At 49.3% G+C, this 12,143-nt stretch carries 13 protein-coding genes, 1 tRNA gene and 1 rRNA gene; all 15 read right to left on the bottom strand.

Features of this window, described 5'->3' with window-relative positions; all coding sequences use genetic code 11:
- Positions 1 to 150: 150 nt before the first annotated feature.
- The 15 genes from GON22_RS21590 to rrf all read right to left on the bottom strand — a co-directional run bounded on the left by GON22_RS21590 (position 151) and on the right by rrf (position 12,137).
- The gene (locus GON22_RS21590; RefSeq protein WP_160398191.1) at positions 151 to 306 is read right to left on the bottom strand and encodes a hypothetical protein; all 156 of its coding nucleotides are present in this window, start codon (positions 304 to 306) and stop codon (positions 151 to 153) included.
- Between the two features lie 116 nt (positions 307 to 422).
- Positions 423 to 1,205 (bottom strand): zinc-ribbon domain-containing protein, encoded by a 783-nt coding sequence (locus tag GON22_RS21585; protein ID WP_160398190.1) that lies wholly within the window; start codon positions 1,203 to 1,205, stop codon positions 423 to 425.
- A 40-nt stretch (positions 1,206 to 1,245) separates the two neighbouring features.
- Positions 1,246 to 2,025: a hypothetical protein gene (locus tag GON22_RS21580; RefSeq protein WP_160398189.1), complete on the bottom strand. Its 780-nt coding sequence runs from the start codon at positions 2,023 to 2,025 to the stop codon at positions 1,246 to 1,248.
- 248 nt (positions 2,026 to 2,273) lie between these two features.
- Positions 2,274 to 3,344 (bottom strand): hypothetical protein, encoded by a 1,071-nt coding sequence (locus GON22_RS21575; RefSeq protein WP_160398188.1) that lies wholly within the window; start codon positions 3,342 to 3,344, stop codon positions 2,274 to 2,276.
- A 147-nt stretch (positions 3,345 to 3,491) separates the two neighbouring features.
- Positions 3,492 to 3,650, bottom strand: coding sequence for a small acid-soluble spore protein P (locus GON22_RS21570; RefSeq protein WP_160398187.1), 159 nt, complete (start codon positions 3,648 to 3,650; stop codon positions 3,492 to 3,494).
- Between the two features lie 99 nt (positions 3,651 to 3,749).
- A complete protein-coding gene (locus GON22_RS25820) occupies positions 3,750 to 3,926 on the bottom strand; it encodes a hypothetical protein (RefSeq protein ID WP_336604349.1) in 177 nt (58 codons plus the stop codon).
- 55 nt (positions 3,927 to 3,981) lie between these two features.
- Complete coding sequence (locus tag GON22_RS21565; protein ID WP_160398186.1) at positions 3,982 to 4,329, bottom strand: hypothetical protein; 348 nt, start codon at positions 4,327 to 4,329, stop codon at positions 3,982 to 3,984.
- A 134-nt stretch (positions 4,330 to 4,463) separates the two neighbouring features.
- Positions 4,464 to 4,552: transfer RNA gene (locus tag GON22_RS21560), tRNA-Ser, on the bottom strand.
- An 81-nt stretch (positions 4,553 to 4,633) separates the two neighbouring features.
- Positions 4,634 to 5,914: a serine--tRNA ligase gene (serS, locus tag GON22_RS21555; protein WP_160398185.1), complete on the bottom strand. Its 1,281-nt coding sequence runs from the start codon at positions 5,912 to 5,914 to the stop codon at positions 4,634 to 4,636.
- 46 nt (positions 5,915 to 5,960) lie between these two features.
- A complete protein-coding gene (gene pdxT / locus GON22_RS21550) occupies positions 5,961 to 6,545 on the bottom strand; it encodes a pyridoxal 5'-phosphate synthase glutaminase subunit PdxT (protein ID WP_160398184.1) in 585 nt (194 codons plus the stop codon).
- A 133-nt stretch (positions 6,546 to 6,678) separates the two neighbouring features.
- Entirely contained in the window at positions 6,679 to 7,560 is an 882-nt protein-coding gene (gene pdxS, locus GON22_RS21545; RefSeq protein WP_160398183.1) for a pyridoxal 5'-phosphate synthase lyase subunit PdxS, read from the bottom strand.
- Between the two features lie 130 nt (positions 7,561 to 7,690).
- Positions 7,691 to 8,998 carry a D-alanyl-D-alanine carboxypeptidase family protein gene (locus GON22_RS21540; RefSeq protein WP_237179291.1) on the bottom strand — a complete coding sequence of 436 codons (1,308 nt, stop codon included), beginning with the start codon at positions 8,996 to 8,998 and terminating at the stop codon, positions 7,691 to 7,693.
- A 138-nt stretch (positions 8,999 to 9,136) separates the two neighbouring features.
- Entirely contained in the window at positions 9,137 to 10,594 is a 1,458-nt protein-coding gene (guaB, locus tag GON22_RS21535) for an IMP dehydrogenase (RefSeq protein ID WP_160398181.1), read from the bottom strand.
- Positions 10,595 to 10,796: 202 nt separating this feature from the next.
- Entirely contained in the window at positions 10,797 to 11,888 is a 1,092-nt protein-coding gene (locus GON22_RS21530) for a putative glycoside hydrolase (protein ID WP_160398231.1), read from the bottom strand.
- A 132-nt stretch (positions 11,889 to 12,020) separates the two neighbouring features.
- Positions 12,021 to 12,137: ribosomal RNA gene (gene rrf, locus GON22_RS21525) — 5S ribosomal RNA — on the bottom strand.
- Positions 12,138 to 12,143 lie beyond the last annotated feature (6 nt).

The raw sequence follows: 12,143 nt of genomic DNA, 5'->3' as shown, positions 1-12,143 counted from the left end.
TCCTCACTATTGGCTCAACTCACAGCTCGCTAGATTGCTAGAAGCCCGTTCATCACCAGCTAGGAACCATCACTAACCTACCCTTCATCCCCATCAGAAACATGATGCTTTAACACAAGCCCGAATAAACCAGCGAATACTGAGGCCTGCTCACGCCCAATAATACAACCTTGCAAATCCGCAATGCCCACGCCCAGCCCCGTAAATTCGCATACTTTGCCATTCCAGCTCGGGCAGTTGCTTTGGCAGCTTGGGTGGCTCTAGCTTAGGTTTGGCCTTCGGTTTCTTCTGCTGCTTCGCTCCCAACGTTCATCCCCCTCCCTTGCTGCTTCTCTCCCCCAATTATAGCCGACCGCCCTCCCATATAAAAAGGCGCGCAGCCCGTAAGCTGCGCACCCCCTCATTCCGATCAAAACTAACCCTTATTTCTTATACTTCAGCGCGCCAGGCTCAATCATCTCTTCGATGCTTTCGACCATCTGATCGTTATCGATCATGTCGATTCGCATCGCTTGAATTTCGCCAACCTCATCACTCGCATGTGGCACATCGCCTGATACAGACATCTCGAAAGCGATAACCGTCTTGCTATCCTTATAAACAACGTAGCTTCCGCCATCTTCGCTCGAGTTGTGCAGCTTGCCCTTGCCGTACGCTTTGATGATATCGTTCAACGTCGACTCCCCGCTCGTGATGCCGTTTTCCAGCTCATAATCATCTTCATCGAGATAAATGCCGACGACCTTACCGTCCTTCACCATGAATTGGGGATTATTCTCGTACTCATATAGCTTTACGCCGTTCTCATTCATATCATCGTTTATTTCCTTAGCAGGCCCCAGCTTATCCTTTAGTGTCTCCAGCTCATCGCCAAGTGACACGCCTTTATAAGCCACCTCTGTACTGCCTTTGCCCAAAATAATGTACGCCGCAATCACGATAATTGCAATTGCCGCTATGCCCATTATCATCTTCTTGCGCGAACCAGGCACCGGCGCCACTTGCTGGCCGCTGGACGCGTTAGCAGGCGCTGTCGATTGCTGAGCGGATGAATCCGCTAATGCTATACTCGGCTGTTCAGCAGCCGCAGCAATGTAGCGATTTGGACCCTGACCCTCCGCTGCCTTACTTTCAACTGGCGCTCCGCAGGATGCGCAGAACTTAACTGCCGAATCATTGTGGGCACCGCATGAACTACAATACACTGTTCATCCTCCTCGATTCCTGATCCTGCCGTTTACCGCATTACATCACAATAGCAGACAATAACGCTACAAGCGCAAGATACAGCGCAACACTCAACCCTACAACCGTTAGCTTGCGGTCCTCACGAACTTGCCATAGGGCAATAGCATGCATAACAGTCGTCACAAGCGCCGTTAACAAGTTCACCGACAAAACGATAAACGCAATGCGAAGGTTAATAAAGCTGCACAGCCCTGCAAGGACGAAGCCTGCACCGAATGTATACTGGGCTGCGCCCAAGTGTGTAACGGCATCCTTGAACGTAAGCTTACGCTCGCCTTTCCAGTTGCCAAGCGCCCACAATGAACCGATCAATGCAATCAACGAAATAATAGCCAAGACAATCAGCTTGCCCGTAATAGCAGAACCAATAGACGAGCCGCCCGAGTAATCCGTCAGGTCTTCAAAGTCCGACAATCCGCCGAATAGGCCACCGAACATATCGCCCAGCAGGCTATCGATTTTTTTGCCAATAATCCAAGCCCAGATCATGAAACCAAGCAGCGATGCAACGATGCCCAGCACACCGTAGATCAAATCTTTTGCCGGCTGAAGCTGGAGCGACTTTTGTGGATTTTTCAACAGATCCACGATCACATTCGTGTCGATCTGCTTAGTCAGGTCTGTTACCGCTTGAAAGCCGCCTTGATTCGAGCCGCGAGGGGCGCCAGCTGCGCCACCCGATCCGTTCCACGCGTTCTCCGAGCCAGCAGCTGTCTGCTGGCACGCATGTGCTTCCCCTTCTACAATTCTCATGCCACACTGTGTACAAAATGACATTAATAAATCCTCCCAAACTGGATTTTTATAATAAATTTGCGCCTGTATACAAAGGCTTCACCATTAATAATAATCATTTAACCATATGTATAAATTTAACTTTATGCGGACGCAACTCATATCATAGCAGATAATGCTGTCGGAGTGTGTCGAAAGTTGTAGTTCATAGTCCAAAATTCTTATAAAAAATAAAGGAAAAGGATCCCAATAGTCCCTAATCGGACTTCTGGAATCCTTTTCCCCAAAGCTTAAAACTCTAAATCTTCAGAACCGCCGCCAAACATCTGCATAGCTTCTTCCATCGTAATTACATCAGTCGGAATTTCCTGTTTGAACTTTTGCTTCTTGTTGATATCTTTGTATTCGCTGCGGACATACATGTCGATTTTTGCTTCATCTTCGCTGCCGTCAGGCTTTACAACAATGTTCGCGTCTATGCCTTGATACGTCATGTAGTCATCCTTCACGCCGCCCGTGATCGCGAACTCATTAATTTTAACCGCTTTTTTCAACGTATCGATTGCATCTGGGCCACCCTCAGCCAATTGCTTCTTCGCTTCGTCGAGATCTTCCTTCGTGATGTCAGCCAGTTCCAAGTATGCTTCGTCTTTTGCAAGCAGGTCAATTACTGCAGGCGCAATTTTGTTCACGATTACTTCAAGTGCTGGAGCGAACGTTTCGTTCGTAATTTTGAACTGAACGATTTGATCGTATTTGCCGCCTTCCGGCAGCCCTTGCACTTCTTCCGCTTTTGGTTCGAAGAAGTAGTCCTTCTCGTCGAATGAAGTAATAACCGTATTCATAATATCCGTGCCGAGCTTCGCTTGCTTATCAAGATCATCGAATGGCAGCTTCGTTCCTTGCTCTTCAGCCAACTGCTTCAGGTCAATTTTGATAAACTTGCTCGTCAATTCTTCTGGAATAGGCACGCCAGGAATCGTCGGGATTTTCACGTACAGCTCGTTCTTGTTCATCAGAATCGGAACCTCGAAGGAAGTTGCGCTTCCATCGCCCTTCACTTCAAGCTTCAGGTTCAAGTCCATCCGGTAAGGCTCTTTCTCATATTGGCCCTCGAACGTGAGCTTAGCGCCCTTCAGAATGCTCGTTACCATCGAAACGCCAAGTGCATCCGCTTCTTCTGCTGGGAAGTCTACATCATCAAAGCCGACCGTACCTGTAAAGCCATATGATTTCATTTCCGACATTTTCGTCATTGAAGCCTCGAGTACTTCCTTCGGCGGTTTGCTGCTGCTGCAGCCCGCGGCTACGAGCAACATAGCTGCCATAACGATAATGGCACAACGCTGGATCCATTTCACGAATAAGTTCCCCCTACATGTATAATGTGTTTTTATGCAACCCATCCATCATACGCGATTTGAACCGTGATTAACAGTTAAAAAACAAAAAATCCCGTTTCCAACATTTCTGGAAACGGGATTGTTCTATTCGGTGAAAGCGTTGTATTAGCCCTCGCCATTGTTATGGCGGGAATGGTTTTGTTGCTTGGTTTTTTTCGATCCGGACAACGGCTTTTGCGGTGAATTCCCGCTCCTGTCGCGGGATTGGCTGCGATGGCTATCCGACTCTGGGGTCGGTACTGGCACGCTATCTGGCTTGCTCATCGGGACCCACTCACTCCTTTTCAACTTCCAATTTTGGTTCAAATCTTTAACAAAATTTAATCTAAAATTTTACATAGATTCGTGTCGAAATATGTTATTTTAGGTCTCTGGCGTAGACAAGTCTGTTGGATGGTCATGATTCATCGCCGCCTGATTGCGCCTGTCATTCGCATCCTGCTGCAGCTGTTGCGCATGGTGGCTATTCACCGGATTGCGGTCAAGCTGGTCAACCACATTGGATAAATTTTTGTCGGCCGAGCCCTTTGCTTTCGTCACTTCCGCTCCACTCCTTCATCAGTTCAAGTGCCGATAACCATATGAACCGGATATCCTAATGATGCGTAATCGACTGCACGGCCTGCGCACATTCATGAATATGCCGTTTGTAGTCAAGCGCCAGCTGTTGAATAATATCAGTACGTTCATCGACCGATTGGCCAGCCTTCTCGACGTCGATCAATTCAACAAGTACCTCACGGCTGTCGACATATCCTACTTTAAAATCGAACGAATAATCCTGATGCCCTGCCGTGTGAATCGTTACGCGCAATGCACTTGGATCGCCCTCATCTGGCCAAACTTCTGCTTGATCTGCTTGATTAATCGTCGTCGGCAACGTGCTTGCCCAGGCATTGGCCAACACCTGCTGATCGATACCCAAAAAATCGCTATGTCCCATCGCTATCCACCTCCACAACCTTTAAGATGCGAAGCTTGAATGCATTTTATGCGATGGCTCTATGCTTCTAAAGAAAACAAAAAAAGGATCACGCGATAAGCGCAATCCTTCGAATGTTGATGTTAGAAAATAACTGGCGGAGAGGGTGGGACTCGAACCCACGTGAGCTTGCACTCTAACGGTTTTCAAGACCGCCCCGTTATGACCGCTTCGGTACCTCTCCACAAAAGTTGAACATTAAGATTGTACCACAAATGAAAATGAACAAGCAACTAAAAAAGAGCCCCGAAGGGCTCCAAATGCTTTATTTTTTCGCAATAACTTCAATTCCGCCCATATATGGACGCAATGCTTCCGGCACGATGACCGAGCCATCCGCTTGTTGATAGTTCTCAAGAATCGCAGCGAGTGTACGGCCGACTGCCAATCCCGAGCCATTCAGCGTATGCACAAACTCTGGCTTGCTCTTCGCTTCGCGGCGGAAACGAATGCCTGCACGGCGCGCCTGGAAGTCCTCTACATTCGAGCAAGACGAAATCTCACGGTAAGTGTCAGCACTTGGCAGCCACACTTCGAGGTCATAGGTCTTCGCTGCCGAGAAGCCGATATCGCCCGTACAGAGCTCCAGCACACGGTAAGGAAGGCCGAGCAACTGCAGCACTTTTTCCGCATTCGCCGTCATCTTCTCCAGCTCTTCGTACGAGGTCTCCGGCTTAACCAGCTTAAGCAATTCCACCTTGTTGAATTGGTGCTGGCGAATCAATCCGCGCGTGTCGCGCCCTGCTGAGCCTGCCTCCGAACGGAAGCATGCGCTGTACGCCACGAAATATTTAGGAAGCTCCTCGCCGCCCAAAATCTCATCGCGCGCAATGTTCGTAACCGGCACTTCTGCCGTCGGAATCAAGTAATAATCTGAATCCGCGATTTTGAACAGGTCCTCTTCGAATTTCGGCAGTTGCCCCGTTCCGAACAGGCTGTCGCGATTAACGATATAAGGAGGCAATATTTCTTCATAGCCGTGCTTGTCGCTATGTAAGTCCATCATAAAGTTGATTAATGCACGCTCAAGCCGTGCGCCCAATCCACGGTAGAACACGAACCGCGAGCCGGTTACTTTCGCTGCGCGTTCGAAGTCGAGGATGCCGAGCTCTTGTGCGATATCCCAGTGCGGTTTTGGCTCAAAATCAAACGGTGCCACTTCGCCTACACGGCGCAGCTCCACGTTCTCTTCTTCCGACGCACCCAGTGGGACAGTCTCGCTTGGCATATTAGGCAGTGCCATCATCAGCTCATCGATTTGGGCTTCTAATTCGCGCACCTCATCGTCGATCTCCTTGATGCGGTCGCCTACTTCACGCATTTCAACAATAAGCGCTTCAGCGTCACCGCCTGTGCGTTTCAGCTGGGCAACCTCTTGCGATACCGTATTACGGCGATTTTTGAGCTGCTCCGTTTCTTGCAAAATCTCACGGCGGCGCGTATCGAGCGCTGGGAATCCAGCTACCAGCTCCTCCGATTTGCCGCGATTGACGAGCGCTTGCACGACTTTGTCGTAATCATTTCTTAGCCATTTCACGTCTAACACACGTCATTCTCCTCTCATAGTAAGCACGAATTATCCGTTCATTGCCTTAGCCGCGGCCAGCTGCTGCTTCACGTGCCATATCCACAAAATAAGCATGCAACCGGTAATCATCCGTAAGCTCCGGATGGAACGAGCAAGCGAGCAAATGGTTTTGCCGCGCAGCCACGATCTCATCCTTGTAAGTAGAGATTACCTCTACTCCTTCTCCAACCTCCGCAATAAGCGGCGCACGAATGAAGACAGCACGGATCGGTTCGTTTATGCCGGTAACGTCCAGATCGGTCTCAAAGCTTTCCCGTTGGCGCCCGAACGCATTACGCTGTACCTTCATGTTCATGAGCTCCAGATGCGCTTCATCTTGCCCATCAATTTGGTTCGCCAATACGATCAACCCTGCGCATGTGCCGAATACAGCTTTGCCTTCCGCAGAAAATTCGCGAATCGCTTCGATAAAACCGTATTTCCGCATCAGCTTGCCGATCGTTGTGCTCTCACCGCCAGGAACGACCAAACCGTCGAGATCCGCTAGCTCCTCAACACGTTTGATAGCCACGGCTTCCGCCCCAGCCAATTCCAAGCTTCGAATATGTTCTGCAACCGCGCCTTGCAGCGCTAGTACGCCTATTTTCATATCTATCCCTGCCTTCCGCCCATTCCATTGCTCAATTCATTTAGGCTCATATGCCCCTGCATTGCGGAAAAGCCCCTGTATAAGGGGCTTTTCTCTCCGCTATTCGTTAAGTTGCCAAGCGATAAGCTATTGCTTATACGCTGCGGTCTTGCATACGATCGAAGCCTTGCAGCGTTTTGATGTCGATGCCTTTCATCGGCGTACCGAGGTTTTTCGATACTTCCGTGATCAGGCGGTAGTCCGTGTAGTGCGTCGTAGCTTCTACGATTGCACGAGCGAACTTCTCTGGGTTGTCCGATTTGAAGATACCGGAGCCTACGAATACGCCGTCAGCGCCCAGGTGCATCATCAGAGCTGCGTCAGCTGGCGTTGCTACGCCGCCTGCAGCGAAGTTTACAACTGGCAGCTTGCCAGCTTCAGCTACTTGAAGCAGCAGGTCGTAAGGCACGCCTAGAAGCTTCGCTTCATGGAACAGCTCGTCCTTCGACAGGTTAGATACTTTACGAATTTGGCCATGAATGAGACGAAGGTGGCGAACAGCCTCAACTACGTTGCCCGTTCCTGGCTCGCCTTTCGTACGGATCATCGATGCGCCTTCTTGAATGCGGCGGAGTGCTTCGCCCAAATCTTTAGCGCCGCATACGAATGGAATCGTGAATTCATTTTTGTTGATATGGAATACTTCGTCAGCCGGCGTAAGAACTTCGCTCTCGTCGATGTAGTCAACGCCCATTGATTCCAATACTTTTGCTTCAACATAGTGGCCGATACGAGCTTTCGCCATAACCGGAATCGAAACAACTTTCGTTACTTCTTCCACGATTGTTGGGTCAGCCATACGGGCTACGCCGCCTGCTGCACGAATGTCGGATGGTACGCGCTCAAGCGCCATTACCGCAACAGCACCTGCTGCTTCTGCGATTTTTGCTTGCTCAGCGTTCATGACGTCCATAATGACGCCACCTTTTTGCATTTCAGCCATACCGCGTTTTACGCGCGAAGTTCCCGTTTCCATCTCCTGAATTCCTCCTATTTATATGCGGATACAATGCTTCTTCCGAATGTAACTCTAACCACTAATTTTACATGAAGTGCAGCCAATCGACAACCCTGTAGCTGCCGATTGCTGCATCATTTTGTATGAATTAACCGAATAGGTTCGCAATTCCGCTGAACAGGCTCGAGAAGAAATGTCCAATGCTGCGGAACAGCAACGTGAACCAGCCTGCTTTCTTCACTTCCTTCGACGCGATCAGGTCAACGGTCTTCGTAAGCGACTGCCCATTATCCGGATTTTTGTACTCATACGTTACTGTACCGACCTTTTGCCCTTGCTTAATTGGAGCCACAAGCTGTTTATCCGGCAGCAGCTCTGTTTTTAGTACAGTCGCCTTAGCGTCTGTTCCCTTTTTCACGAGGAAGCTTACATCCGTTCCTGTAATAACAGGCACTGATTTGGACTTGCCCTTCGTTATTTTAACCGTCTTTACTGATTCTACGACGGATTTTGGCGCTACAATCGTTTTCTTTTCAAAACTAGCGTAACCAAAATCGTAAAGCTTCTTCGTCTCGCGGAAGCGTGCCTGCTTCGTCTTCGTATTCATGACAACACTTACGTAACGCAAGCCGTTTACTTCAACCGTACCGGTGAAGCAGTAGCCCGCTGCGCCGATATAACCTGTTTTCATGCCATCTACGCCAGGATAAGCAAATGATTTCAATTCTTCCGAATCCTTATTCGAACCGAGCATCCAGTTGTAATTGATCAGTTCGCCTTTGTCTCGCGCGCGGAACTTATAACGGGGAATGCTGGAATACGTCAAAAATTCCGGATCATTTCTAATAATGGTTGATGCCAGCTTCGCCATATCGCGAGCCGAGATCACTGTCGTATCTTCCAAACCGGAAGGACCGGTAAAGTGTGCGGATGTCAGTCCAAGCTTTTGTGCCGTTTCATTCATTTTATCAACAAATCCTGCTGTAGAGCCTCCCACTTGCACCGCAAGTGCAATCGTCGCATCGCTGGCAGAACCGACCGCCATGGCAATGTAAAGCTCTTTCACCGTATGCTGCTCGCCTTCAGCCAAATATACTTGGGAGCCGTCCGGTGGAACCGTAGCAGCTTCAGATGAAGTAGATACAATCGTATCCCACGTCAACCGGCCTGCCTTGATCTCTTCCAACACGATGTATTCCGTCATCATCTTCGTCATGCTTGCAGGTGGCAAAGCCTCATCTGCGTTAAGCTCATACAACACTTGACCAGTTGTTGGCTCCATAAGAATGGCTGCTTTCGCATTAATGCCCAGCGGGTTGCCTGTGCCTGCGGAAGCCGTTGCGTCCGCCGCTTTCTTTTCTGCAAACGCAGCTGTGGAGCCTAACGCCAACATAAACATCCATACCGCTAATCCTGCTGCTGTTATCGCGCGCAGGCGCCCCAGCTTGAAACTCAATTTCAACGTCTTCTCCCCATTTCCCCATAAGCTATGTCCGTTCATTATTGTAACATAGTAAGCAGGGTATAAAAAAGCCAGACGCGGGAGATTGCGCATACCGCTTTCTCCCTGTCTGGCTATAACACCTTACGTCGCTTATAGCGAATAGTTAGGTGCTTCTTTTGTAATTTGAACGTCATGTGGATGGCTCTCGCGCAAGCCTGCACCCGTAATGCGGATGAATTGCGTATCGTTCTTCAATTCTTCAATCGAGCTCGTTCCACAGTAGCCCATGCCGGAACGAAGTCCGCCGATCAATTGGTGAACCGTATCTGCCATTGCGCCCTTATAAGGAACGCGGCCTTCGATCCCTTCTGGAACAAGCTTGTTCTCGTTCTCTTGGAAGTAACGGTCCTTGCTGCCTTCTTTCATCGCGCCAAGCGATCCCATGCCACGATATACTTTGAAGCGGCGGCCCTGATAGATCTCTTGCTCGCCTGGGCTCTCTTCCGTGCCAGCCAACAAGCTGCCCACCATAATTGCGCTAGCGCCCGCTGCAATTGCCTTCACAATGTCACCGGAGTACTTGATGCCGCCGTCCGCAATAATTGGAACATTGTACTCGCGTGCCACAGATGCACAATCGTAGATCGCCGTAACTTGTGGTACGCCGATGCCTGCGATAATACGGGTTGTACAGATCGAGCCTGGTCCAATGCCGACCTTAACGACAGAAGCGCCTGCTTCGATCAGATCACGCGTGCCTTCACCTGTTGCTACATTGCCCGCAATAATCGTCAATGTTGGATACTTCTCGCGCAGTTTTGCAACTGCGTTGAGAATGTTGCGGTGATGCCCGTGCGCTGAGTCAACAACGATTGCATCCACGCCTGCATTCACAAGCGCTTCTGCGCGTTCGAATGTATCTTTGGAAATGCCAATCGCTGCGCCACATGCGAGACGCCCATGGTGGTCCTTAGCCGCGTTCGGGAATTGAATAGCTTTCTCGATATCTTTAATCGTAATAAGCCCTTTGAGTGTATTGTTCTCATCCACCAAAGGAAGTTTCTCGATTTTATGCTTTTGAAGGATGCCTTCCGCCTGCTCAAGCGTCGTGCCTACTGGTGCCGTTACTAGCTCTTCGCGCGTCATCACTTCATTGATTTTCATGGAGTAGTCATGTACAAAACGCAAGTCGCGGTTTGTCAAAATACCGACCAGCTTGCCAGCATCATCCACAATCGGCACGCCGGAAATACGGTATTTGCCCATCAATGCTTCTGCATCATACACATGATGCTCAGGCGTAAGCGAGAACGGATTCGTAATAACGCCGCTTTCCGAACGTTTCACGCGATCAACTTCCTCCGCTTGCTGAGCAATCGACATGTTTTTATGAATAATGCCTAAGCCGCCCTCACGAGCTATTGCAATCGCCATCGCCGCTTCCGTGACGGTGTCCATGCCTGCGCTGATGATTGGAATATTCAGCTTAACATTAGCGCTAAGTACGGTTCCAACCGAAACTTCACGCGGCAGCACTTCCGATTTGCGCGGAACGAGCAACACGTCATCAAACGTTAGTCCCTCTTTGGCGAATTTTGTTTCCCACACGAGTATGTTCCTCCCTTTATTTCGTCCCTGTACGAACCTTGCTCACGTATATTATTGCATATCTTATCAGAGGGGTTATAGGCTGTCAAGCTTGTAAACACGCCATTTCAAGGCGTTTTCATTACCATTTTCATTCTTGTCAATCCACTGTCGTGACTAATTTCGCCCGCTCTAAAATGTACAATTTAACGAACTTTGTTCCCTATAAATTGTATTTGCATGACGCATTCCAAAGGAGGTAGTCCTCAACGCCCTGATCATGCAATGCTTTAATCTGCTGGTCAATCTCCCGCTGCCCATAACTAAGGTGCGGATGCACCCAAGTAGCAGTAAAGCTCTGCAGCCATGGCCGAATCACCGCAGGCTTTAACCCGCTTTGGCTCAGATGGCCATTCCTGCGTTTGGCATCAGCCATCGCATGGCTTACAACTGCGTATGGCTGCATATCCGGGTGGGCGATTCCGTACATGCCGTCACTATAGTGGGATGGATACACCATAGGGGATATCGCATCAACCTCGGTACTTACAGCCCGCCAGCTCTGGCCAATGCCCATATCATCGGAAGTTGAAGTCACAAGGCCGAACACATCCGCAGATACTTTCACTCCAAGACGATGAAGCGGCTGCTTGGCTGTATGCAAGAAACGATGAATCGCTTCAGCGCGGCTCCAGCCTTCGCTATTGGCGAACTTTACTGGCTTCGTACGAATGCCCTCCGGGAACCGAACATAATCAAACTGAATTTCATCAAAACCTAAAGAAGCCGCTTCCTTAGCAACATTAATATTATAGTTCCAAACCTCCGTACGATAAGGATCAACCCAAGGCCGCCCGTGCCCATCCTTCCATACTGAGCCATTCTTATTATAAATCGCCCAACTGGCCTGTTTTTGGGCCAAATAAGGATCCTTAAATACAACAACTCGACCAATCGTATAAATTCCTTCATGATGCAGCTTGCTCAATACATGCTTCATATTTGTAACGGCTGGCCGCCGATCTGAACCCATTCGTTTAATCGCTGGAACATTAGAACGATACGTTAGCCGGCCAAAATCATCTTTTACATCAATAACAACCGCATTAAGTTTTGTTCTTCGCAACAACCGGCTAAGTTGATTCATTCGGGCAGGGCTGCCCGCCACCCAACCTGATATATAAATGCCCCTCACATGCTTATCCTTTTGGGCTGCTGAGGCAACACCCGTTGATCCTTTAATCTGGCCCACACCGGCTAATAATGTGGCAACGATAAACAACTTCAAGGCAATTCGGTAACAACCAGTATGCATCTTCAATAAGACCTCCCCCTTTTGTTCATGCATGTAGTATGAACGGAAAGTGGTCCACGGTTGAGAAGGAGTTTTATCCATTGCGTCCTTAAAACACAAAAAAACCACCGTCCGTAGACAGTGGTTCATCGTGCTTGGCGTCTTCCTACTCTTCCAGGACCCTGCGGTCCAAGTACCATCGGCGTTGGAGGACTTAACGGTCGTGTTCGGGATGGGTACGCGTGGAACCCCTCCGCCATCGACACCAAACGTGCA

This window comes from Paenibacillus sp. MMS18-CY102, from assembly GCF_009789195.1.
In the GTDB taxonomy this organism is placed as follows: Bacteria; Bacillota; Bacilli; order Paenibacillales; family Paenibacillaceae; genus Paenibacillus_T.
Note: the sequence above shows the minus strand (reverse complement) of the source record. Positions and strands in the feature narration are given on the sequence as shown.